This is a genomic window from Georhizobium profundi (genome assembly GCF_003952725.1).
Lineage (GTDB): Bacteria > Pseudomonadota > Alphaproteobacteria > Rhizobiales > Rhizobiaceae > Georhizobium > Georhizobium profundi.
In genome coordinates, this window is the sequence record NZ_CP032509.1 from 4,128,710 (window position 1) to 4,152,302 (window position 23,593).

The following is a 23,593-nucleotide window of genomic DNA, read 5'->3' on the forward strand; positions in this document are numbered from 1 at the left end:
CGACCTTCACCTTGTACCATGGAAGACACAAAAGCCGCAGTCGCGATGAGAGCGGCTCAGGCATCAGAAGCCGAAGGAATAGGCAAGCAGCGGACCAAGCATCATCAGCGTGGCCACCGCCGCGCCAGCGACATCCTGGCTCTCGAAAATCGCGCCGCTTCTGTGGGCGACGCGCGACGTCGGTTGTCTGGTTAGATCGTCGCCGACGAGAGTGTCTGAACGGTAGGTCATGAGTGGAACTCCTGTTTGGATGTCTCCTGGCCCAACCAGCCGCGCACCGGCATGTTCCATCTCACCAAAGCGGCAGTCGCTGGCGTTGCGCATGCAATACCTGCTCGAGCGGCGCATGGGTCCGGCGGGCCCCGTCCGACATCTCGATCGAGAGCAATCCGCTCTCGCAGGCGCGCTCGTCGTCCCAGCCCACGTGGTCGATGATCGGGTAGAGACAGATGCCCTGCACATCGATGCCATCGAACAGCGCGCGTTCGACTTCGTCCGCGATCATCGTGAACCACCCGGCACGCTGGTCGGCCTCGGCGCCCGTTTCGGAGACGACGACGGGCCGGCCGTAACGTGCGGCGACGTCGGCGAGGATGGTGCTGAACGGCACACGCAAGGGATGGCCCTGATGCAGCGCTTCGCCTTCGTAGTACCACTGGTTGTTCGGGTAGTAGTTGACGCCGACGATATCGAGAAAGGAGGGATCGCCGCCAAGCTGCGGCCAGAGTGCGCCGGAAAGCATGTCCCAGGCCTGGTACTGGGCGTTTTCATAACCGATCGCGTGTTGGACATCGTCCGGATGGTCAGGCTTGGGAAATATCCGCACGACCGGATCGCAGTAGAGAAACCGCGCACGGGGATCGACCGCACGGATCGCTTCGGTCGCCTCGAGCGCGGCGCGCACGAGCTGCACCTTCAGCTCGAAGCTACGGCCTTCCGCCATCGGGTTCATCAAGGCGCTATCGCCACCGGCCCAGGAGAAGAACGAGATCTCGTTGATGGGACAATAGAACGGGACCCGATCGGTCTCGCTCCTCACAAGCCGCGCTGTCGCGGCCGCGAAAGCCGCAAACCGACGGACGAAGTCAGGCTTCCAGATATCCACGTCATCCGGCCAGCCATAGTGCATCAGGTCCCAGATGACCTCCACGCCGGTTTCCCGCGATGCCCGCAGCATCGGCAGGAAACTGTCCCAGGTCCGGCCTGTGCTGCCGGCCGCTTCGATGAGGTGCCACCGCACGCCATCGCGCACCGTCTTCATGCCCAGCGACTTCACCTGCCTGTAATCGGCAAGACAATGCGCGGCATGACCCGTGGCCTGCAGGAGATCGAGCCGATTGCCATCGGCGCGACGATGCGTCGAGCATTCGAAGCCTGCCTGGAAAAAGCTCGCAAACACCCTCTCCCGGTCGAGGCTTGGGGCGACGGCCTCACGCAACGGCCATCTCCTTGACTGCTTCGAGCTTGCGGTAGGTTGCAAGTGCCTGGCCGACGACCTGATCCATATTGTAGTAGCGATAAGTGCCGAGACGACCGATGAAGCTCACATCGTGGCGGGTGGCCGCGAGCGCTTCATATTTCTTGTAGAGCGCCTGGTTGGCCGGGCGTGGGATCGGATAATAAGGGTCGCCTTCGCTGCAGGGATATTCGTAGGAGATGCTCGTCTTCGCGTGGCTCTGGCCGGTCAGATGCTTGTACTCGGTAATGCGGGTGTGCGGGATGTCCTCCGATGGATAGTTGACCACGGCCACCGGCTGAAACTGCATCCTGTCGATCGTCTCGTGCCGGAATTCGAGACTGCGATAGGGCAGCGCGCCATAGCGAAAATCGAAGAACTGATCGATCGGCCCGGTATAGATCGTGTGCGCGGCCAGCTTCTCGCTGCTGAGATCGTCGTAGGAGACGCCGAGTTCGATCGTGATGTCCGGGTGGTCCAGCATGTTGCCGAACATGTGGGTGTACCCCTTGAGCGGCATCGCCTGGTAACGATCGAGGAAGTAGCGATCATCCGTCGATGTTCGCGTCGGAACGCGGGACGTGACCGACTTGTCGAGCTCGCTCGGATCGAGCCCCCACTGCTTGCGCGTGTAGCCCTCGAAGAACTTGCGATAAAGATCCTGGCCGACCTGCGATATGACGACATCGCGTGACGTGCGGATCACATCCACCGGCTCGGCGATCTTCGCCAGAAATGCGGCGGCTTCTTCTTCGCCGGCGAGCCTCAGGCCGTAGAGCGCATTCAACGTCTGCCGGTTGATCGGCATCGGCAAGAGCTTATCGCCAACCGATGCCAGAACGCGGTGCTCGTAGGGACGCCACTCGGTGAAGCGGGAGAGATAGTCGAAAATATCGGCGCTGTTGGTATGGAAGATATGCGGCCCGTAGCGGTGAATGAGAACGCCGGCGGCATCATGCATGTCGTAGGCGTTACCGCCGATATGCTCCCGCTTGTCGCAGATGATCACCTTCTTGCCGGATCCTCTCGCGAGCCGTTCGGCCAGCACGGCGCCGGCGAAACCGGCTCCGATGATCTGATAGTCGAAGGCTGGAGGGCGGCTTCGGTAAGGGGTGGGGAATGAGGGTTGCGACTGGACTGTCGGGCGCTCGGTGACGCGCGCCAGATGCTCCGTCATCTCCGATACGATACGGTCCCACGACCCTTGTGCAATCAGTCGGTCGACGGGCCCGAGCCATTCGGTTCGGCTGGCGAGCTCGAGCGCTTCATCGCAGGCTGTGGCGAAATCGGCAGCGCTGTCGGCGATCCAAACGCCTTCGAGATCACCATAGTGTCTCTCAACGTCACGGATGCGCGTCGACACGACAGGCCGTCCGCCGCTGAGGTATTCCGGCGTCTTCGTGGGACTGATGAAGCGCGTCGCATCATTCAGTGCGAAAGGCATGAGCGCGACATCCCAGCGAGCCAGGCATCGGGGCAGGTCGCGGTAGGACACCGCGCCTGGATAAGAAATGTTGGCGGCTTGCGGAAGCGACGCGGGATCGATCTTTGCCACGGGCCCGACCATCTCGAAGCGATAGGAGGGCCGCAGCCGCGCAACCTCTGCAATGAGGTCCAGATCGATCCGCTCGTCCAGCACGCCGTAATAGCCGAAGACGGGTGTTTCCTGCGCTTGGCGCTCGCTCAGTCGTGCCTGTGCGAAATGCTCGGCGTCGACGCCGGACGGAAAGGGATGGATGTCGTCATGCAGGTGGCGCTTTGCCTCGTAAAGGCTGTGGCCGCCGGTGAAGACCAGATCCGCTCGTTCCAGTAACTCGCGCTCGCGCTCGATGAGCCGCGGCGGGGCGAAGCGAAATTGGGATAGTTCGTCCATGCAATCGTAGACGACGGCCATGGGGCTCACGCCGTTTACCCATGGCAACATCATCGGCGTATAGAACCACACGATCGGGTTCCGAATGGCGCTCGCGTTGCAGAAGCGCGTGATCAGCATCTGCAGTCGCTCGTCGCGCTCGTCCTCGGACAGTGTTTCGGCGATGCGCGGACGGATCACCGTGACCCCGTCGAAACGCGTGGGGTGGTACTCCAGGAAGTCGCCGCCTTCTTTGCAGTCAATCGGTTCTTCGAAGAAATAGACCGGATGCTCCGTTGCGAGCCGCGTCATGATGTGCTGCGGCCGCTGGAAGACGAAATCCCAACGCAGGTGAGAGAAGCAACAGATTGGCGTTTTGACCGCTTGCTCTGGTTTGGCGGGTGAAGCGCCATCGATTGCAATGTTCAAGATCGGGTCCTTCAACTGATCGTGGTCGGCTCTCCGACACCGGTCGGGCGCGGCCTGGGGCTCACCGAACCGGCAATCAGTCGTCATGTTCCCTTTGTGTATTGCTTTCGACGAAACCCTCCCGACCGAGACCGAGACTTTGCCGAACGGTGCCGATCCATTATAGCTACGGCAAAAGGCGGCCTTCGATGATCTCTCAGAAATCCAAATACGCTTTGCGGGCGCTGGTGGCACTGGCGCGTGCCGCGCCAGACGAGCCCGTGATGATCGGACAGATCGCCGAGGAACAGGACATCCCGAAGAAATTCCTGGAGCAGATTTTGCTCGACCTCAAGCACCACGGTATCGTCGTCAGCCGACGCGGCAAGATGGGCGGGTATTTGCTGCTGAGAGACGCGTCGGATATTTCGTTTGGCGAGATCCTGCGCATCATCGACGGACCGCTGGCGCCGCTCCCCTGCCTGAGCCGCGTCGCCTATCAGCGTTGTGACGATTGCACGGACGAAGCGACCTGCGAAGTTCGGCGCGTCTTCGAGAAGGTCGCGGTCGCCACCCGTGGCGTGCTCGACAACACGACCATTGCCGATAGCCTCGGCGCCCCTGTCGAAACGTTCATTGCGCGAAAGCTCGCCTGAACGGCAAAGCGTTTCTCGCAGCAGATTGCCAACAGTGGAAAACTGCGTTCTTATACACGACCAAACCGATAGAGTTTAAAGGCAATCCACTCGGAGGTTCCTATGCGCACTCGGTTTTCTAAGATCTTCACTGCCGCCCTTTTGGCCGGCACCGTCCAGTTCGGAGCGCTGGGCATGGCGTTTTCGCAGGAGACCCTGATCAATGTCTCCTACGATCCTACCCGCGAACTCTACCGCGAATTCAACGCCGCTTTCATTGCGAAGTGGAAGGCTGACACGGGCAACGACGTCACCATCCAGATGTCGCACGGTGGCTCCGGCGCTCAGGCCCGCACGGTGATCGACGGACTGGCCGCTGACGTCGTCACACTCGCACTTGAAGCGGACATCAACGCCATTGCCGAGGAATCCGGCAAGATCCCGGCTGACTGGCGCGGCACGCTCGAAAACAACAATGCCCCCTACACGTCGACCATCGTGTTCCTCGTGCGCAAGGGCAATCCGAAAGGCATCGAGGACTGGGACGATCTGATCCGCGACGACGTCGAGGTCATTACCCCGAATCCGAAGACCTCGGGCGGCGCGCGCTGGAACTTCCTTGCGGCCTGGGCATGGGCGCGGGCCGAATTCGGCAATGAGGACCAGGCAAAGGAGTTTGTCGGCCAGATATACCGCAACGTTCCCGTGCTCGACACCGGCGCCCGCGGCTCAACGACGACCTTCGTCCAGCGCCAGATCGGCGACGTGCTTCTGGCCTGGGAAAACGAGGCTTATCTCGCAATCGAAGAACTCGGCCCCGACGCCTTCGACATCGTGACGCCCTCGATCTCCATCCTGGCCGAGCCGCCGGTCGCGATCGTCGACGGCAATGTCGACCAGAAAGGCACCCGCGAACTCGCCGAAGCCTATCTCGATTATCTCTATTCGGACGAAGGCCAGGCGCTCGCCGCCAAGCACTTCTACCGCCCCTTCCGTCCGGAGACAGCAGCAGCCGAAGACATCGAACGCTTCGGTGACGTCGAGCTGGTCACCATCGAGGATTTCGGTGGCTGGGGTGAAGCGCAGCCCTTCTATTTCGGTGACGGCGGCGTCTTCGACGAAATCTATCGTCCGGGCCAATAATCAACGATGGCATTATCTGCAACCGCATCCGGTTGGAGGTTCAAGCAGCCGAGCGTCATCCCAGGATTTGGGCTGACGCTCGGCTTCACGCTGACCTACCTAACCCTCATCGTCCTCATCCCGCTTGCGGGCCTCGGCGTTCGGTCCGCGGCCCTTGGCTGGTCGGGTATCTGGACCATCGCCACCGATCCACGCGTCGTTCAGGCGCTGCGGGTCAGCTTCAGCACCTCGCTCATTGCGGCCCTCGTCAACGCTGTTTTCGGCGTGATCGTCGCATGGGTTCTGGTGCGCTACCGTTTCCCCGGCCGCCGCATCCTCGATGCGATCGTCGACCTGCCCTTTGCGCTGCCGACGGCCGTTGCGGGGATCGCGCTGACAGCGCTCTATGCGCCCAACGGATGGATCGGCCAGTATCTTGCGCCCTACGGCATCCGGCTGGCCTACACGCCGACCGGTATCGTCATCGCGCTGATCTTTATCGGCCTGCCCTTCATGGTCCGGACCGTTCAGCCGGTGATGGAAGAAATCAGCCGTGAAGTCGAAGAGGCTGCCGCGACGCTCGGCGCAAACCGCTTCCAGACGATCAGCCGCATCATCCTGCCTGGGCTCGCGCCCGCGATCCTGACGGGCTTCGCGCTCGCCTTCGGTCGGGCAGTCGGCGAGTATGGCTCGGTCATCTTCATTGCGGGCAATATTCCCTACGTTTCGGAAATCGCACCGCTGCTGATCGTCATCCGGCTGGAGGAATACAACTACGCCGGTGCGACCACCATTGCCTTGATCATGTTGATCTTCTCCTTTGCCGTTCTTCTGGCGATCAATCTCATTCAAGCCTGGAGCAGGAGGCGGTTCGGCTATGGCAACTGACATCACCCCCGCCGCTGCAGATCGGCGCCGCGGCTGGAGCGATCCCGTCGCGGAACGGCCGATCGCCAGGGCAATCCTCATCGGGATCGCGCTCAGCTTCCTGGCGCTGGTCTTGGTGATCCCGCTGGTCGCGGTGTTCACCGAGGCGCTGCGCAACGGTCTCGGTGCCGCGCTTGCGGCGCTTCGCGAGCCGGATGCGCTGGCGGCCATCAAGCTCACCTTGCTCGTCGCAGCCATTGCGGTGCCGCTCAATCTCGTCTTTGGCGTCGCCGCAGCGTGGGCAATCGCGAAGTTCGAATTCAAGGGCAAGGCGTTTCTCATCACGCTGATCGACCTGCCCTTCTCGGTCTCGCCCGTCATCGCCGGATTGATCTACATCCTGCTGTTTGGCGCAGGCAGCGTTCTCGGCCCCTATCTTCAGTCCTACGGGGTCCAGATCCTCTTTGCAGTGCCCGGCATCGTGCTGGCCACGATCTTCGTGACCTTTCCCTTCGTCGCGCGCGAGCTCATCCCGCTCATGCAGGACCAGGGAACGGGCGAGGAAGAGGCTGCGATCTCGCTTGGCGCCAATGGATGGCAGACCTTCTGGCGGGTGACCCTGCCGAACATCAAATGGGGCCTGCTCTACGGCGTTCTGCTCTGCAATGCCCGCGCGATGGGCGAATTCGGCGCTGTGTCGGTCATTTCAGGGCGCCTGCGCGGCCAGACCAACACGATGCCGCTTCATGTCGAGATCCTCTACAACGAGTATAATTTCTCGGCCGCCTTTGCCGTGGCTTCGCTGCTTGCGCTGCTCGCGCTGGTAACGCTCGTCCTCAAGGCCCTTCTCGAACTTCGATACAGCCGCGACAGCGTCGGCCACTGACGCCTCATCGCGACAAGGAACAGCATTCATGGAACTGAGAATTGACAAGGTCCGGAAGGAATTCGACCGCTTTCCTGCATTGCATGAGACGTCGCTCGACATCCGATCCGGCGAACTGATCGCACTGCTCGGCCCCTCCGGGTCAGGCAAGACGACCCTGCTGCGTCTGATCGCTGGGCTGGAACAGCCGACGGACGGCGCGATCTTCTTCGGCGACGAGGATGCCTCGCACCGGTCCGTGCAGGATCGCAATGTGGGCTTCGTCTTCCAGCATTACGCGCTCTTCCGGCACATGACGGTGCTCGACAACATCGCCTTCGGGCTCAATGTGCGCCCTGCTGCGATCCGCCCGCCCAAGCGCGAGATCGAGCGGCGGGTGCTCGAGCTCCTGGATCTCGTCCAGCTGCCGGGACTGGAGAAACGCTATCCGAACCAGTTGTCCGGCGGCCAGCGCCAGCGCGTGGCACTGGCGCGCGCGCTTGCCATCGAGCCGCGCGTCCTGTTGCTCGACGAGCCATTCGGTGCGCTCGACGCCCAGGTGCGCAAGGGCCTGCGCAAATGGCTTCGCGAGATCCACGACAAGACCGGACATACGACCGTGTTCGTGACGCACGATCAGGAAGAAGCGTTGGAACTTGCCGACCGCGTCGTGGTGATGAGCCAGGGCAGGATCGAACAGGTCGGAACCGCCGACGACATCTACGACCGACCGACGTCGCCTTTCGTGTTTTCCTTTATCGGCGAATCCAATGCGCTGCCGATCCGGATCGAAACCGGTCAGGCATGGCTTGCAGACCGGCCGCTCGGCATCGACGTGTCCGGCGAAGCCGACGGACCGGCAACCCTCTATTTCCGTCCGCAGGACATCGAGATACTGTCCGACACCCCCGGCGGCGGTCTTGCCGGCCCCGTCGCGGCGCAGCGGCGCGTCGCTGGAACGCGCCATCTGGAACTGGAGATCGGCGGCGACCGGACGCGCGTCGAAATCGAGGTACCTGCAGATTACCCGATCGGCGAAACGGGCCGCGTGGCCTTCAAGCCAAAGCGGTGGCGGCTTTACCGCAATGATGGAGCAAGCGGCAATTAGCGGCATGAGCGGCGGCGCAGCAGCTGGTCCCCGATCGTCGTCCCGCCCTTACCGGGTTGCGATCGTCGGCGGGGGGTTCACCGGCGCTGCCGCCGCCGTTGCGATTGCCGATGCTATCAATACGCCGGCAGAGTTGCTTCTGATCGATCCGTCGCCCGATTTCGGGAAGGGATTGGCCTATGGCCGGGCGCGGGCCGGCGAGTTGCTCAATGTTCGCAGCCGCGATGCGAGCCTTTTTCCCGATCGGCCCGATGATTTTCTGAGCTGGCTCAGCGCCCGCGATCCAGTCGGCTCACCTTCGCCGGACCATCTCGGCGACACCTTCATGCCCCGCGCGACCTATGGCGACTATGTCTCGGAGCGGGCGATGGCAGCTCTCAGCCACGCACCGCTGGCGAGCCGCTTCATCCAGGCGCAGGCAACGGCTGTCGAACGCAATGCGGATGGCCGGATCGTCGTGAAGGCCGGCTCCGAACACTTCGGTGTCGACGTCATCATCATCGCGACCGGCTATGGCGTCTTCAGCCCGAAGGCACGCTTTGGTCGAGCCGCCTTCTCAAACCTTGACGATGCTGATCTCGACTATGGCTGTCACGCCGTCCTCGTCGGGACTGGCCTGACCATGGTGGACATGCTGTTCCTGCTTCGTGACATGGGCTTTCAAGGCACGATCGACCTCGTGTCTCGCCGCGGCATTCTGCCGGCGCCGCACACGGAGCGCGCCGTTCAGGCCATCCCGTTCAGGCCGGATGCCGACGACGATCGGCCGAGCGACATCCTCCATGCCTTTCGCCAGCAAGCCCGCGAGGCCGTTGCCAGAGGTCAGAGCTGGCAGGGCCTGATGAACGGGTTTCGCCCGATCGCCCGACAGACATGGCAAGCGCTCGGCACGGCAGAGCAGAACGCGTTTCTTCGGCACCTGAAGCCCTACTATTTCTCCCATCGCCATCGTCTTCCCCTAGCCTCGGCCATACGCCTGCAACGCGAGCTTTCACGGAACGACACGTGCATTCGCCGCGCCGCGGTGATGGAGGTCGCAGACGACGTGGTCGTCTTGAAGGATCAACGGACGGGCACAAGCAGGCGCATAACGGCGGACCTCGCCATCGATTGCAGCGGCCATCACGCGTCTGCGCAAACTCCGCTGATGAAAAGCCTGCTGGAGAGCGGGCTGGCGCGCCGCCCGCGCGCCGGCGCCGGGATCGATGTCACACCCGACGGGCGGGTTCACGCATCAGACGGCAGGCCACAATCGGACCTCTTCGCGCTTGGACCGCTGGGTCAGGGGGCGCTTCTTGAAATCACCGGTATCCGCGAGATCGTCGACCAGTCCCGCGCGATGGCGGGAATCATTGCGTCCAATGTGGTAAGAACGTTGAACGCCGATTAGCACTTGCCGTTGACCGGCAGCCCTGTAACCCTCGCCGCCAGTAGCGAGGGGAAAGTATGAGTTTTGAACAGGTCGGGATCATCGCCATCCTGCTTGGGATGCTCGGCTGCTTTGCACTGGAGCGGCCGAGGATCGAAGTTACCGCTCTCTGCGGCCTCGGCCTTTCCTTCCTCATCGGCATCGTTCCAGCCGAGACGATCTTTTCCGGCCTTTCCAACCCGGCTGTCATCACCGTCATCGAGATCCTGATCATCGTCCAGGTCATCGGGCGCACGCCGCTGATCGACGTGCTCTCCGCGCGCATTCAGCGCCTTGGTGCAAGCACGTTGCGGATCACGCTCTCGCTCTGCGCGCTCACGGCGGCGATTTCGGTCTTCGTCAACAATATCGGTGCCTTCGTCATGATGGTCCCCATTGCGCTCAGCGTCGCGCGTTCCACCGGCATGGATCCGCGGCAATTGATCATGCCGATCTCCTTTGCCGCCCTGCTCGGCGGCCTCGGCTCGGTCATCGGAACACCGGCGAACCTCATCGTCAGCAACGCTCTATTCGAGACAACCGGCGCGGGCTTCGCCTTCTTCGATTTCGCCTGGGTGGGCGTGCCCGTCGCCCTGGCCGGCCTTGCGGTGGTGGCGCTCTGGTCGGCGCCGCGCATCGCCGGCTTTCGGATCGATCAGATCGCGCTCGGCGCGGTCGATCGGGCCGTGACCACTGAAGTGACGATCACGCCAGCTTCATCATTGGTCGCGATGACGCCGCGCGAATTGCAGGCAGCCCATGAGGCGCAGATCTTCGCGGTCATCAGAAATGGGCAGCACGTATTCGGACGGGCCGATACGATCACGCTTGCTGCTGGTGATGTCTGCGTCATGCGCATTGCGCACAGTCGGTTGGAAAAAATGATCGACGCAGGCCAGCTCGGTTGGACGGGCTCCATTCGGGCGCGGGAGATGGCGGAGATGGTGGTGACGCCAGGTTCTCTCCTCGTTGGTTCCTTGCCGCGCACCGCCGCAGTCTTCCGGGAATTTTCTGTCAGCGTTCGGGCCATCGCAACACGCAGCACGCGCGTAGAGGGGCGCCTGTCGGACATGCGCCTGTCGGTAGGCGACATCCTCTATGTCGAGGGAGATCGTGCCGCCATCTTGTCGGTGGTGGACGAAGCCGAAGCGCTGCTGCTAGCGCCTGCCAGGCGATCGACCGGCCCTTCCGATGGCTCCCTGATGCCGCTCGCCTTCTTTGCTGCCGGCATCGCATGTGCGGTGAGCGGCCTCGTGCCACCCGAAATCGCATTCGGCGCCGCCATTCTCGCCATGCTGATCGGCGGCCATCTCAATTTGCGCACGGCGCTCGCGGAGCTCGACTGGCCGATCCTGATCATGCTGGCAGCCATGATCCCGCTTGGGAACGCAGTCCACGAGACAGGCACTGCCGATCTCATCGCTGCAGGCATCATCGACCTGCTTCCGGGTACACACGAACTCTATCTTTCCATCGCCATGCTCGTCGTCGCCGTGATCATCACGCCCTTCGTCAACAACGCATCGACAGCAATCATCCTCGCCCCCATCGCCCTCGAACTCAGCGCGCGCACGGGTGCCGCGCCCGAGCCGCTGCTCATGGCAGTGGCGATCGGCGCTTCCATCGATTTCATGACGCCCTTCGGGCACCACAACAACACACTCGCCATGAGCCTTGGCGGCTATCACTTCCGAGACTTCGTGATCGCGGGTGGCCCCGTGACGGTGTCCACGTTCGTCATGGCGATTCTTGCGATAGGGGTGTTCTGGTTGTGAGCGACCGAAGCGCTGAGACATCCTCGGCCAAATGCAACGTCAAGAATGAGTTGCGTATTTGGACCGGTTCAGGCATCCGCGCCTCCCGGGTGAGCCGCGATTCTATTGTCTAGCGAGTACAGAATGCAAAAAGCCCCATGCGGGATGCTGGGGCTGTGTTGAAGGCTAGGCTATCGCGGCAAGCTTTTGACCTGCCTTCATCGCGGTCAGGGCCCAGGTGCACGTCGAGTTCTACCGCGGCGACCATTCTGCGGCAGCGGCGATGCTAAGATTGTATGATGTTTGGTGATTTGGTTGCGGGGGCTCGCAGCCACAGCTGGCATAAAAAGGGCGTCGGAATCGCCCCCCTCCTTCGCATTGGCTAAGCTTAGAATCCCCATCAGTTCACCGCGTAGAGTGGCATGCACCTGACCGCGTTTCTTGCCCGGCATCAGCACGATTTCACCGATGAGGGAACGCAGCGCTTCTGCCGCCTGCCTTCCTCCGTCCGGGTCCTGGAGTGCTTCGGCAAAGCGTTCGACCCATCGCCGATAATTGTCGGCGATGTTCGGATGGACCTCGGGGATGGTGGCGGTCGCCTTTGACAAGCGTCTTGAGATTTCCGCCTTCTGCTGCTCGAGCTCGTCCATCCTGGCTTTCATGGATGGCTGGTACATCCCATCCTCGATCGCCGATAGAATTCCTGCGATGGCCCGTTCCACCTTGGCCAGGGCTTTCTCATCTCCTTGCGCCTCGACCCGACGATCCCGGCTCAGCCGGTTCATTTCCTCGCCATAGCTGCGCACAGCTTCTGCGACCGCTTCGGACGACACGAGCCGCTCCTTGAGGCCAGCAAGAACGCGGGCCTCGATCTTGGCGCGGGTAATCGTCCTGTTGTTGTCACAGGTGGCGCGGCGATGATGGTTCAGGCAGCCATAGCGGTTCGGCAGGATGATCCCGTATTTGCCGCCGCAGCACCCGCAGGTGAGCAGGCCGGAGAGAAGAGCGCCCGGCCGATTGGCGAGATGAAGACGCTTCATCCGGCCTTCTCGCGTGTTGGCATCATTCGGTCCGAAGATCGTCGAGATCTGCTGCTGGCGTGCGCGGACTGCATTCCAGAGTTCATCATCGACGATCCGAAGATGCGGGACTTCTGTACTGATCCATTCTGATTGCGGATTGGGACGCGAGACGCGCTTGCCCGTGCTTGGGTCCTTGACGAAGCGCAGGCGGTTCCAGACGAGCATGCCGGTGTAGAGCTCGTTGTTGATGATGCCGGTGCCGCGCGTTTTGTGACCGCGAATGGAGGTATCGCCCCAGGCGCGACCAAGCGGGCCCGGGATGCCTTCCTTGTTCAGATCTGTTGCGATTGACTTGGGACTTTTGCCTGACGCAAACTCCCGGCAGATGCGGCGGACCGTCTCGGCCTCTTCGGGGATGATCTCACGATCGCCTCGAAGAGGGTCGCCATTGGCATCGAGCTTCTTGACGACCTTGTAGCCGTAGCAAAGACCTCCACCTGCCTTGCCCTTCTCCACCCTGCCCCGCAGACCACGACGGGTCTTCATGGCAAGGTCTTTGAGGAAGAGCGCATTCATCGTGCCCTTGAGACCGACGTGCAGCTCGGAGATCTCACCCTCTGCCAGGGTGACGATGGTGACGCCTGCAAACTTCAGATGCTTGTAGAGCGTCGCGATGTCGGCCTGATCGCGGCTGATGCGGTCAAGCGCTTCCGCCAGAACAATATCGAACTCGCCGAGCTTTGCATCCCGCATGAGGCGCTGAATGCCGGGGCGCAGGATCGTGCTGGCGCCGGATATGGCCGCATCCTCATAGGAGCCCACCGTCTCCCATCGCTCCCGTCTTGCATGATCGCGACAAAGCCGGAACTGATCCTCTATCGATGCCGCGTTCTGCTGGTCGGATGAGTAGCGGGCATAAAGGGCTGTGCGGGTCATGCGCATACCTCTCTCAGCATTCGGGCCTGACGACCGGGTCTCATGCACGGGCGCTCTGATCTTCGGCACTGGCGCTCCGATCTTCGGTATTGCTTCTGAGCCTCTCCACCGGTCAGAACATTCAGATCATGGGGCGAGCACCGCCTGGATGTCTGTCATCAAAAAGTCGTTGCCGACATAAAGCAAGGGCGCCGCATTCTGCTTAGCCAATGCATAGGCAAAGCAGTCGCCGAAGTTGAGGCCGCCCTTGGTGCCGAAGCCCTGACCATACTCGATCCTCGCCCGCATCGCCGCACGCGCCTGTCGGCCATCGACGGATGCAATGTCGATATGAAAGTCGGTCAGGAAAGCGTCGAGGTCGGCAATCGCCGACCGGCGGTCTCCACCCTTGATCCTGCCAGCCATCACCGTGCCGGTCTCGACATAGTTGACGGCGGAGATCAGACGCGGTTGCGCTTCCTGGAGAGCATGCATGCAGGCGGACGCTTCTGGCTCTTCGAACAGGATTGCGATGATGGCGGACGAGTCCACCACGATCATCGGGCAAGACCGAGCATCTCGGGTGTATCGCCGACAGCGTCATCCCATTCATCCTTGGAGACCGGCCGCCGATCGTAGCGATCAGCACGATCGCGGACGAATGCCTTCATGCGCTCCGCATAGTCGGCATTTGTCTCCCGCTCAGCGCGCAACCGCTCCAGTCGCTCGCTCATCGCTTTGGTGATCGCGTCGGTCATGGTCTCTCCGGTAAGCCGCGCGAGCTCCCGTGCCAGTCTGTCGGCTTCTTCAGTTTTGATGCTGAGCGCCATAGCGACCTCGCTGTCTATACATGCCTTCTAGATAGCACGAACGCCACCTCGTCTCAAGCAAGATGGCCGCTTTTGATGCGGAGGCTCCGCCAGCGGCTTCCCGCTCAAACATCATCCTCCTTGTCGGTCTCCGTGCGACGCACGCTTGTCATCCTGCCCACCCCTGCCGACGACTCATTATCGTTGGCAGGCTGTGATGCGTTGAAGTCTTCGCGGGCCATGCGGCGACCGATCAATCGGGCGATGGACAGCACAACCTTATCCAGGCGTTCAGACGCAACAGCCTTGGATTTCGGATCTGGCTGCTTGAGCGACTGCTCGTATAACCCTTCAGGCGACCGATTGTCATTTGCCGGCCTCTCTCTTGAGAACCGCTCCTCATCGCCGGCCATGGCCGACCTCTTCTTCTGGGCGCCATACAACAGGATTGGCGATCCAGCGATTGATGTCGGACTCACGCCATCCGGCACCATGTGTGCTGATCTTCAGCTGGGCCGGGAATGTACCCTCGGCGATCTTGCGATAGATCGTCGACCGGGACAGCCCGGTGCGACCAAGGACGGTGTTCATTCGGATGATGCGGTCTGGCGCGGCCATGATGGCGATGCCTCCTGCTGGTTCTCTCTGACAGTTCGAGAGCCACGACAGGACGTTCCGTCATGCGCGCGCAAGGAGGAATCTCAGGGAGCAGTGTTGCGTCGTATAAAGGGCGGCAAATCGGAAAGATCGCCGCTGGATACCTGAAGCAGAAAGCCACGTTCTGATCGGAGCCCAAAAAGCACGTTTGTCGAGGGCCGAATGTCGCCGGAACCAATTTGCCCCTAAAATCTTATGGGACCACACACGCAGAATGCCCCAGCAAGAGGGCCTTGCAGCTATCGAGAATGTAACGTCCCTTCCTTCTCGATAGCTGCAACTTCATTTGCCATCGCTTGAAACCACTGATAGCCCCGCTGAGGCTCGATCGCGTGATAACCCGGTGACGCTGGAAGTGTGGCGTCGGCCATGACGAAGGATCGCCTCGGTGAGGCCGATCTTCGAACCTAGAGGCGAGCCCATGGATAAAGCCACAGACGTTCGGTTGATCGACATGGAGATTACCCGTCGCAATCTCAAAGGCGCTCGAGTTTACGGTGCCAATGACGAGGCGGTAGGAACAATCGTTCACCTTCACGGTGTTGGACCAAACAGCCAGGTTGTCATCGATATTGGTGGCTTTCTGGGATTTGGATCCAAGTCGGTGGTGGTGCCCGCACGTGACCTGGACATCATGCGCGATGAAAACGGTGACGTTTTTGCTTCGACTAATTTGACGGAAGTCGAGCTCAAAGAGATGCCTGAGCATCAAGAACCCGGCAAGCCAAGCAAAACTTGAATTGTCAGTCCGTTCTGCGCAGGCCCCTTAGCATGCGTTTGTGTTGACCATCGGCTTTCCATCACATCGCCTTTGCCGGTTCAAAAATGCCGTGACCCGGCGATATCCATAGATTGGTCGCTAACCGCCATCTTTCCGGTCGCCTGCGCCATACAGGCCTTACAGCCCAAACGGATCGACGACGAGTGTAAGGTCCACCCGCAAGGGGGCTTAAGTTACGCTCACCGCGCCAGTGTCTATAGAGCGACAATCTGGATGAGATTCTGGCTTCGCGGTTATCGGCGACGGTATCATCGTGATTGTCGCTGGCAAGGGCTTCGTCGGGTTCTGATTGTCGCGCTGCGTCAATCTCAGCGGTGTTTTTGGTTGTCGCGAAGGAAGCCGGCCGGCCGCGTTGGCGTTTGGCTTCCATCGCGGATCGACGACGGTAGCTTTCGACATTCATCTCAAAGATGGTCGCGTGGTGGACGAGACGATCGACGGCGGCGAGCGTCATGGCGGGATCGGGGAAGACCCTGTTCCATTTGCCGAAGGGCTGGTTGGCGGTGATCATGATGGATCGCCGCTTGTAGCGGGCTGAGATGAGCTCGAAGAGCACGCTCGTTTCCGCCTGGTCCTTGGTCACATAGGCGAGATCATCAAGGATGAGCGAATCGAATTTGTCTAGCTTGGCGATGGCGGATTCGAGCTGGAGCTCGCGCCGCGCCACCTGAAGCTTCTGAACGAGCTCGGTCGTGCGCGTGAACAGCACCCGCCAGCCGCTCTCGATCAGCGCCAGGCCAATTGTAACGGCGAGATGGCTCTTGCCGCCACCGGGCGGGCCGAACAACAGGATATTGGCTCCCATGGCGAGCCAGCTATCGCCGGCGGCGATCGCCATCACCTGCGCCTTGGAACCATCGGCACGGCGTCGAAGTCAAAGCTGTCGAGCGTCTTTCCCGGTGGCAATCGCGCCTCGGCAAGATGGCGTTCGATGCGGCGGCGATCGCGTTCGGCGAGTTCGTGCTCGGCAATCGCGGAGCGCGCCGCTGGCCACCCTTCCTTGTCGGCCCGTTTGGCGAAATCTGGCCAAAGGACCTTGATGGCTGGCAGGCGGAGTTCATTGAGCAGCGTGCTGAGCCTGGCAGCGTAGATGGCAGGAGCGTTTCTCATGCGGCGTCCTCCAGGTGGCGCCCTCATAGCCGTGAAGGGAGGCAAGACGGACGTTAACGGTCCGCACCTGCCCCGGATCGGGTGCGAATGCGGTCCTTAGCGCGACGATTTCTGGCAGTTCGCCCGCATCGAGGATTTTGGCAAGCCGCCTGCCAGCTCCCGCTCGCAGCCCCGATCGTGGGCCAAAGCCAGGAGCTCGACGGTGATCTTGCAGGCCTGTTTGTCGGAAAGCCGGTCCATGAGAACCTCAAAGACCCTGCGGTATTCCTGCCGTGGAAACAGCTTTTCGCGATAGACAAACTGAAGCAGCGCCATCGGCTTTTTGCGCAGCGAATGGATGACATGCCGATAATCGACCACCTGGTCGTGCTTGCCGCTGGCGTGCGCACGTCCTCTTTGGAGCGCCATCAGATGCGTGCCGCCGATAAAGACGTCGAGACGGTCGTCGGAAAGGCGCACGCGCAGCCGGTGACCGATGAGCCGTGATGGCACAGTGTAAAAGACATTACGCAAGGTGAAGCCGCATCGCTCGGTCGAACATCCAGGCCGGAATCTTCAGCCACCGATGTAATGACTGGCCAGAAAGGGTGCATCGGAGAACCACCGCACCTTTTTGTCGATTACCTCGTGGATAAAGACTTTCCGCTCGGCCCAGGGATGCCACGGGTAAAGAAGCTCGCGTTCAAATCCGATCGCGGGGGTGTACCGTCGTCGAGTTGTATAACGAGATCCATCCACAATCAGCGCTCAAGATGGCTTCCCCCCAGGCGGTTCATCCGAGCAAAATCAAACTAGCCGACTTGTCCAGTGAAACGGGGAGCACTCCAGGCTCACACCGAACCAGTTTGGAACCCGGTCCGGATTTGACCACAAACTGAACAGAGCTAGCCCATGAATGGGGACATTCAGGCGAGCACGTCAATGCTCCGGCTGGGACCGCCCGAACCACCCTCGGACGCGCGAGGTAGGACGAGCTACCTAATCAGTAGAGATGGACATCTGGTCTTACATCTCAATAAGGTGATCGTGCCTGGATTGCCTCAGCTATCTCATCGCCGGTTTTCAGTGTCCGCACGACCAGGGGCACCAAGAGCGCCTTAATGCTTCGATCGAGGCCGCGCGCTCTCTGCGCCATTCTGACTTCCTCCAAGGTCGATCTGATCAATGGAATGAAGCGTAACGCGAGCGAGATAGCCAGGGCGATCTGATCGGCAGGAACCCACGAAGGGGCGTGGCGAAGGCCGGCAAGAATGCCTTCAACGAACTCGCTCGTTTTGGTGGTCATGGTGATGAGTGAAGCCGCTAAGATCAAAATGCAAAACCTCAAGACAACGAAGATGGCAAGCTCGACCCCGACCAAAAAGATTTGCGCCACGAATATAATGGCCAGAATCCACAATGCGGGCCGGATAGCCTGATAAGCTCGCGAAATTCCGATACCTGCAACCCCAAACCCGATAGCCACAAACGCGGCTCCAACGGAGAGCGGAATCCAACCGGGAATGAGAAACAGGAGCGTGCAAAACAGCAATAGGGAAAGGATCTTGTAATCTGGCGGTAGTTGATGGACCGGGCTGTCTCCGAAGACATAGAGATCAACGATCATTCCGACCTCGCAATATAGTCGTCGATGACGGCGTTTGGCTCGCCATCACCAACAATGCGGCCCGCCTCGATATGGATGACCCGATCGAATTGCCTCAAAAGATCGAGATCATGCGATATGAGTACTACATGCTCTTGCAGGTCTGTGATCGCCCGCATCAGTCGCCGCTTGTTCCAGAGATCAAGCAATGTGGTCGGTTCATCGAAAATAATCATCTGCGGCTGCATGACCAACACCCCAACGAGCGCCACCATTTGACGCTCTCCGCCACTAAGCTGGTGGGTCAATCGGTCTTGCAGGTGCTCAATCTGGAAACGCGCCGTTACTTCCGCGATGCGCTCTTCAATTGCGGTCTTAGACAGTTTCATATTTTTAAGACCGAAGGCGAGATCCTCGCCTACGATCGGATAGACGATCTGATTATCGGGATTTTGGAACACGAAACCAACCTTGCCGCGTAAGTCCTTCGGTTCGGTTGAACCATCGAAGCTGATCGTACCCGAGGTCGGCTTTTCCAGCCCGTTAAAGAGCCGGGCAAATGTGCTTTTGCCCGACCCATTACGTCCTATGATTCCGACGCGCTTTTCATGAAGTTCCACATTGATATCGCGCAGGATCACCCGGTCGCCTTTCTCGACAACCACTTTCGAGAAAGAGATCATCGTAAGGACCTGCTCCCTATCGGATCGTCGCAGCATGACGCTTGTATGGCGTGATGATCGGATAGGATCTCTTCACAATCACGATGACGACCGCAGCGATCAAGCACTTGATGATATCGCCGGGAATAAACGGCAATGAACCAATAAATGCGGCCGCGAACGAGATTTGCGCAACCGCTGCACTCCAAGGAATACCGATGGCGTAAAGGAAGACGATGCCTCCTGCCACAGACGCTAAAAAGGCGTTGAGATAGTTGAGCTGATGCCAGAAGCGTTCTACGAGGAAACCGACCACGATTGCAGTCGCGATCCAGCCGAAGAGGTAACCGCCGGTCGGCCCTAAAAAGACTCCGACCCCCCCTCGGCCACCCGGCAACAAGGGAAGGCCGACCGCGACGAGCAGCAAGAAAAGAACGATAGACAGGCCACCGCGCATTGCTCCCAAGACGCCACCGGCGAGAATGGCGCCAAGAGATTGGGCTGTGATTGGCACGCCGACAACGGGTAGAGTGATCGGTGGGAAGACCGCCAATGCAGCCGTAATTGCCGCAAAAAGAGCGATGAAGACGATATCACGCGTTTCCATAATAGTTCCTTTGGTGTCTAAGAATTTGTGGCTTAGCGGATCGTCAGGCGCTTGTCTCAATCGGTGAGTTACTGACCTGCGACTGACTATCATGCAGCTGCGATTAGATCCTAGACCGTTTTGCTCTGATCCCATTCTTTGGACCGCCCGAAGGTTCAGTTTCCCCGCTTTTTCTACGAAGGCGGGCTGGTGGCGCCATCGAGATTGAGCAACGAAATCGGCCTCTGGTACCGCTCGCCCCATTTGGGCGAACCTCGTTATAGTGTCTGCGCCAATCTTCATCTTTTTGACCACATCGGCCACGGAAAGGACCAGAGGGCGTTCAACCACCTTGCCCGGAAGCGGCCGTTGAATGCTTCGATTTTGGCGTTGTGGGTCGGTTTTACCATCCGGCTGAAGTCGAGCGTCACGCCTTTTGTCCCCGTCTGCGATCAAGCATTGGAGGAAGCCCGCTGCGCCTTATCGCCTGCCCCCTCGGAGACATCAGAGACCGGTCCGAAACTAGCGGCAACAAGTCGCGAAACGTGTGTTTGATGCTTGGGCCAAATCCTTCGATACCCTCGACGCTATAACGACGGGTACATCTATATATTTGACTAATCGTTCCTGACACGCAATTCCTCTCCTGTCATCAGGGAGGCAGTCTTATGGAGCGGATCACTCAGGCCGAGCGCATGCTCATCGGCGGGGAACTGGTCGAGGGTGGAGGCGGCGAATGGTCGACTTCGGTCAATCCAGCAACTGAAGAACCGATCGGCCGCGTGCCCGTTGCGACGCGCGATGACGTCGAGCGCGCAGTGGTCGCCTCAGAGAAGGCGTGGCCCGAATGGGCGGCGCGCACGCCGATGGATCGCGCCCAGGTCATGAACCGATTTGCCGACGCGATTGCGGCCCGGGCTGACGAGATCCTGCGCGTCGAGGTGACGGACACCGGCAACACGATCCGTCCGATGCGGATGATCGACGTTCCGACCGCGGTGGAATCCTTGCGCTACTATGCCGGCCTTGGTCCGGATCTCCGCGGCGAAACGATTCCCGCCACGCGCGATCATATCCATATGACGATGCATGAGCCCTATGGGGTCGTGGCGCGCATCGCGCCATTCAACCATCCCGTGATGTTCGCCGTCGCGCGGACTGCCGCAGCATTGGCTGCCGGCAACGCCGTGATCGTCAAGCCGCCGGAGACGTCGCCGCTATCGGCCATGATCCTTGCCGAGATCGCCAAAGAGGTTCTTCCGGCCGGTCTGTTCAATATCGTTACCGGCGACGGGCGCGGCGCCGGCGATGCCATCGTTCGGCATCCGCGCATCAAGCGCATCGCCTTCATCGGATCGCCGGTCACGGGCCGCGCCATCCAGCGCGCCGCAGCTGAGGTGACGGTCAAGCACATCTCATTGGAGCTCGGCGGCAAGAACCCGATGATCGTCTTTCCCGACTGCGATCCGGAGAAGATCGCGGATGCAGCCGTCGCCGGCATGAACTTTTCCTGGCAGGGGCAAAGTTGCGGATCGCTCAGCCGGCTCCTTCTGCACGAGGACATTCACGACCGAGTGCTCAAGGCGGTGGTCGAACGGGTGTCGGCGCTTAAGCTCGGCGATCCCTTGAGCGAAACCACGGATGTCGGACCGGTCAATTCCGAGGTCCACATGAAGCGTATCCTCGAGCATTGCGCAGCCGCTGATGCCGATGGAGCGCGCAAGATGCTCGGCGGCGGAAGGCCGGTCGGCAAGCAATTCGAAAAGGGCTATTGGGTCGCCCCGACCGTCTATGCCGACATCACGCCAGCGCACCGGCTTTGGCAAAACGAAGTGTTTGGCCCGGTGCTCGCCGTCAGCAAATGGAAGTCCTTCGACCAGGCTGTGGAAATGGCCAATTCCACCGAATACGGGCTGACCGGGGCGATCTGGACGAACGATATCCGCGATGCGCTCCGCATGGCGCGCAAGGTCCGCTCGGGTCATTTGTGGATCAACGGGGCGAGCATGCACTTCCTCGGCGTCCCATTCGGCGGGATGAAAACCAGCGGCGTCGGTCGCGAGGAAGGTCGCGAAGAACTTTACAGCTACACCGAGACGAAAACCATCAACATCATGCTCTGACGGGATCGGCCATGCAGGACAAGACACAGAACCAGACGCCTGAATGGGGCTCCGACGTGATCGCTGAGACGCTGCGCGCGCTCGACATGCGCTATATCGCGCTCAACCCGGGCGCCAGCTATCGCGGCATTCATGACAGTCTGGTCAATTTCACCAGCGACGACCCGGAAATTCTCCTTTGCATCCACGAGGAAGCAGCTGTCGCGATCGCCCACGGCTGGGCCAAGATCACGGGCCGGGCTATGGCCGTCGCGCTTCATTCGAATGTCGGGCTGATGCACGGGTCCATGGGGATTTTCAACGCGTTCTGTGACCGGGTGCCAATGATGGTGATCGGCGCGACGGGACCACTCGATGCCGCCAAGCGGCGGCCTTGGATCGAGTGGATTCATACCGCTCAGGACCAGGGCGCGCTGGTGCGCGATTTCATCAAGTGGGACGATCAACCCGGCAGCGTCGCGGCGGCACGCGAAGCCTTGCTCCAGGGCACAGCGATCGCGGAGACCGCGCCGCGCGGCCCGGTCTACGTCAATATCGATGCGGCGCTTCAGGAAGAAAAGGTCGGGACGGCCCTCGCTCCCATCGATGTACGACGCCGCGGCGCACCCGTGTCGACGGACCCGGCCGCTGAGCTCGTTGCGTCGGCTACGGCAATGCTTGGAGATGCCAAAAGCATCGTGATGCTGATGGGTCGCATGTCGCGCGATCTCGACGACTGGAACCGCCGCGTCGCGTTGGCCGAGCATCTCGGGGCCCGAGTCATCACCGACTTCAAGACCGGATCCACATTCCCGACAACGCACGCGGCGACCATTGGCAAAGCAGGCTATTTTCCAGATGCCGATGCAAAGGCTGCGATTGCGGCGGCCGACGTGATCGTCAATTTCGACTGGCTGGATTTCGGCGGAACATTACGGTCGGTCTTCACCGATGGCGTCGTGCCCGCCAAGATCATATCGGCATCGCTCGACAGTTACGCGCATCGCGGCTGGTCGAAGGATGGCGGCGCGCCGTTTCCGGCAGACATCGCCTTCATGAACGAACCGGACCGAGTGATCGCGGCGCTTGCTGCGGCCCTCGGCCTGGCCAAAGCGACCTTGCCTGGCCTTCCGTCACAACCGGAACTGCCGACAGGCGATATCCTGACGCCACAGGACATCGCCGCCCTTCTCCGTTCCAAGCTCGACGCTCACAAGCCCTGCCTCATCCGCGGACCGCTGAGCTGGACAGGAGCGGACTGGCCGGTGGATCATCCGCTCGGGGCGCTTGGCTACGACGGTGGCGGCGGTATCGGCTCGGGCTGCGGCATGGCCGTGGGCGCAGCGCTTGCGCTGCGCGACACCGAAAGCGACCGTCTGCCGTTGGCTGTTCTCGGCGACGGGGATTTCCTGATGAATGCTTCGGCACTCTGGACCGGTATCAACAAGAAGGTTCCGCTTCTCGTCATCGTCCTCAACAACCGGTCGTTCTACAATGACGAGGTGCATCAGGAGACCGTGGCGAAGCACCGTCGCCGTCCTCCTGAAAACAAGCATGTCGGCATCGTGATGAATGACCCGGATATCGACATCAGCGCCATTGCGCGCGGGTTCGGAGCTTTCAGCCCGGGACTGGTTCGTGGCGCGGACGCACTGCTTCAAACGATTGACGGGGCACTCGCCGTCGTTGCGGATGGAGGAACCGCGGTCATCGAGATCGATACGGCGAAAGGCTATGCGCCTTCCATGGTCGGGGCTCTGCGAAGCGGCTCCTGACCCTTCAATCCGCGGGTCAGCTCTTCCATCAGCGATACCTGGAAATGGAAGAGCTGCTTGCCCCTTCGCCTGACGAGATAGACCGGGACGCGCAGTTCAAAGAGCGCAAAATAG

Annotated in this window: 21 protein-coding genes and 3 pseudogenes; 10 read left to right on the forward strand and 14 right to left on the reverse strand. The window is 60.8% G+C overall.

The features are described 5' to 3' along the window. Nucleotides 1-63 precede the first annotated feature (63 nt). From D5400_RS21325 to glf, 3 genes are all read right to left on the reverse strand, one after another. Nucleotides 64-231: a hypothetical protein gene (locus tag D5400_RS21325; RefSeq protein WP_164527974.1), complete on the reverse strand. Its 168-nt coding sequence runs from the start codon at nucleotides 229-231 to the stop codon at nucleotides 64-66. Nucleotides 232-292: 61 nt separating this feature from the next. Next, entirely contained in the window at nucleotides 293-1,438 is a 1,146-nt protein-coding gene (locus tag D5400_RS19945; protein ID WP_126012051.1) for a glycoside hydrolase family 1 protein, read from the reverse strand. Continuing rightward, nucleotides 1,431-3,620, reverse strand: coding sequence for a UDP-galactopyranose mutase (gene glf, locus D5400_RS19950; protein ID WP_126013649.1), 2,190 nt, complete (start codon nucleotides 3,618-3,620; stop codon nucleotides 1,431-1,433). Before glf ends, D5400_RS19945 begins: the two co-directional genes overlap by 8 nt. 305 nt (nucleotides 3,621-3,925) lie before the next feature. Here glf and D5400_RS19955 point away from each other — a divergent pair, with 305 nt between their 5' ends. From D5400_RS19955 to D5400_RS19985, 7 genes are all read left to right on the forward strand, one after another. Further along, nucleotides 3,926-4,372 carry an RrF2 family transcriptional regulator gene (locus D5400_RS19955; protein WP_126012053.1) on the forward strand — a complete coding sequence of 149 codons (447 nt, stop codon included), beginning with the start codon at nucleotides 3,926-3,928 and terminating at the stop codon, nucleotides 4,370-4,372. A gap of 102 nt (nucleotides 4,373-4,474) precedes the next feature. Continuing rightward, a complete protein-coding gene (locus D5400_RS19960) occupies nucleotides 4,475-5,494 on the forward strand; it encodes a sulfate ABC transporter substrate-binding protein (RefSeq protein ID WP_126012055.1) in 1,020 nt (339 codons plus the stop codon). Nucleotides 5,495-5,500: 6 nt separating this feature from the next. Continuing rightward, the gene (cysT, locus tag D5400_RS19965) at nucleotides 5,501-6,361 is read left to right on the forward strand and encodes a sulfate ABC transporter permease subunit CysT (protein ID WP_126012057.1); all 861 of its coding nucleotides are present in this window, start codon (nucleotides 5,501-5,503) and stop codon (nucleotides 6,359-6,361) included. After that, the gene (gene cysW / locus D5400_RS19970; protein ID WP_126012059.1) at nucleotides 6,351-7,226 is read left to right on the forward strand and encodes a sulfate ABC transporter permease subunit CysW; all 876 of its coding nucleotides are present in this window, start codon (nucleotides 6,351-6,353) and stop codon (nucleotides 7,224-7,226) included. The genes cysT and cysW overlap by 11 nt, the downstream gene beginning before the upstream one ends. A gap of 28 nt (nucleotides 7,227-7,254) precedes the next feature. After that, nucleotides 7,255-8,313, forward strand: coding sequence for a sulfate/molybdate ABC transporter ATP-binding protein (locus tag D5400_RS19975; protein WP_126012061.1), 1,059 nt, complete (start codon nucleotides 7,255-7,257; stop codon nucleotides 8,311-8,313). Further along, the gene (locus tag D5400_RS19980) at nucleotides 8,291-9,703 is read left to right on the forward strand and encodes an FAD/NAD(P)-binding protein (protein WP_126012063.1); all 1,413 of its coding nucleotides are present in this window, start codon (nucleotides 8,291-8,293) and stop codon (nucleotides 9,701-9,703) included. The genes D5400_RS19975 and D5400_RS19980 overlap by 23 nt, the downstream gene beginning before the upstream one ends. A 56-nt stretch (nucleotides 9,704-9,759) precedes the next feature. After that, entirely contained in the window at nucleotides 9,760-11,496 is a 1,737-nt protein-coding gene (locus D5400_RS19985) for an SLC13 family permease (RefSeq protein WP_126012065.1), read from the forward strand. A gap of 206 nt (nucleotides 11,497-11,702) precedes the next feature. On the opposite strand, the gene D5400_RS19990 is transcribed toward D5400_RS19985, so the two are convergent. The 5 genes from D5400_RS19990 to D5400_RS20010 form a co-directional block, all read right to left on the reverse strand. Beyond that, nucleotides 11,703-13,433, reverse strand: a complete 1,731-nt coding sequence (locus tag D5400_RS19990) for a recombinase family protein (RefSeq protein ID WP_126012067.1) — start codon at nucleotides 13,431-13,433, stop codon at nucleotides 11,703-11,705. A 126-nt stretch (nucleotides 13,434-13,559) separates the two neighbouring features. Then, a complete protein-coding gene (locus D5400_RS19995; protein WP_126012069.1) occupies nucleotides 13,560-13,973 on the reverse strand; it encodes a type II toxin-antitoxin system VapC family toxin in 414 nt (137 codons plus the stop codon). After that, complete coding sequence (locus tag D5400_RS20000) at nucleotides 13,970-14,242, reverse strand: type II toxin-antitoxin system VapB family antitoxin (protein ID WP_126012071.1); 273 nt, start codon at nucleotides 14,240-14,242, stop codon at nucleotides 13,970-13,972. Before D5400_RS20000 ends, D5400_RS19995 begins: the two co-directional genes overlap by 4 nt. A gap of 104 nt (nucleotides 14,243-14,346) precedes the next feature. Then, nucleotides 14,347-14,634 (reverse strand): hypothetical protein, encoded by a 288-nt coding sequence (locus D5400_RS20005; RefSeq protein WP_126012072.1) that lies wholly within the window; start codon nucleotides 14,632-14,634, stop codon nucleotides 14,347-14,349. Further along, nucleotides 14,621-14,839 (reverse strand): helix-turn-helix transcriptional regulator, encoded by a 219-nt coding sequence (locus D5400_RS20010; RefSeq protein WP_126012074.1) that lies wholly within the window; start codon nucleotides 14,837-14,839, stop codon nucleotides 14,621-14,623. The genes D5400_RS20005 and D5400_RS20010 overlap by 14 nt, the downstream gene beginning before the upstream one ends. A 460-nt stretch (nucleotides 14,840-15,299) precedes the next feature. Between D5400_RS20010 and D5400_RS20015 the strand changes: the two genes are divergently transcribed. Beyond that, nucleotides 15,300-15,617 carry a PRC-barrel domain-containing protein gene (locus D5400_RS20015; protein WP_126012076.1) on the forward strand — a complete coding sequence of 106 codons (318 nt, stop codon included), beginning with the start codon at nucleotides 15,300-15,302 and terminating at the stop codon, nucleotides 15,615-15,617. Between the two features lie 325 nt (nucleotides 15,618-15,942). Here the strand turns inward: D5400_RS20015 and istB are convergent. The 6 genes and pseudogenes from istB to D5400_RS21660 all read right to left on the reverse strand — a co-directional run. Beyond that, nucleotides 15,943-16,769, reverse strand: a pseudogene (gene istB / locus D5400_RS20020) (IS21-like element helper ATPase IstB); the annotation flags it as partial. Then, nucleotides 16,717-17,291, reverse strand: a pseudogene (locus D5400_RS20025) (hypothetical protein); the annotation flags it as partial. The pseudogenes D5400_RS20025 and istB, both read right to left, overlap by 53 nt. Nucleotides 17,292-17,781: 490 nt before the next feature. After that, nucleotides 17,782-18,375 (reverse strand): energy-coupling factor transporter transmembrane component T family protein, encoded by a 594-nt coding sequence (locus tag D5400_RS20030; protein ID WP_126012077.1) that lies wholly within the window; start codon nucleotides 18,373-18,375, stop codon nucleotides 17,782-17,784. After that, the gene (locus D5400_RS20035; protein WP_126012079.1) at nucleotides 18,372-19,037 is read right to left on the reverse strand and encodes an energy-coupling factor ABC transporter ATP-binding protein; all 666 of its coding nucleotides are present in this window, start codon (nucleotides 19,035-19,037) and stop codon (nucleotides 18,372-18,374) included. Before D5400_RS20035 ends, D5400_RS20030 begins: the two co-directional genes overlap by 4 nt. 16 nt (nucleotides 19,038-19,053) lie before the next feature. Beyond that, nucleotides 19,054-19,623: a biotin transporter BioY gene (locus D5400_RS20040; RefSeq protein WP_126012081.1), complete on the reverse strand. Its 570-nt coding sequence runs from the start codon at nucleotides 19,621-19,623 to the stop codon at nucleotides 19,054-19,056. Nucleotides 19,624-19,796: 173 nt separating this feature from the next. After that, nucleotides 19,797-20,039, reverse strand: a pseudogene (locus D5400_RS21660) (integrase core domain-containing protein); the annotation flags it as partial. 231 nt (nucleotides 20,040-20,270) lie between these two features. Here D5400_RS21660 and D5400_RS20050 point away from each other — a divergent pair. Both D5400_RS20050 and D5400_RS20055 read left to right on the forward strand, forming a co-directional pair. Further along, complete coding sequence (locus D5400_RS20050) at nucleotides 20,271-21,725, forward strand: aldehyde dehydrogenase family protein (RefSeq protein ID WP_126012083.1); 1,455 nt, start codon at nucleotides 20,271-20,273, stop codon at nucleotides 21,723-21,725. Between the two features lie 11 nt (nucleotides 21,726-21,736). Then, nucleotides 21,737-23,479: a thiamine pyrophosphate-binding protein gene (locus D5400_RS20055; protein WP_126012085.1), complete on the forward strand. Its 1,743-nt coding sequence runs from the start codon at nucleotides 21,737-21,739 to the stop codon at nucleotides 23,477-23,479. The last annotated feature ends 114 nt before the right edge of the window (nucleotides 23,480-23,593 follow it).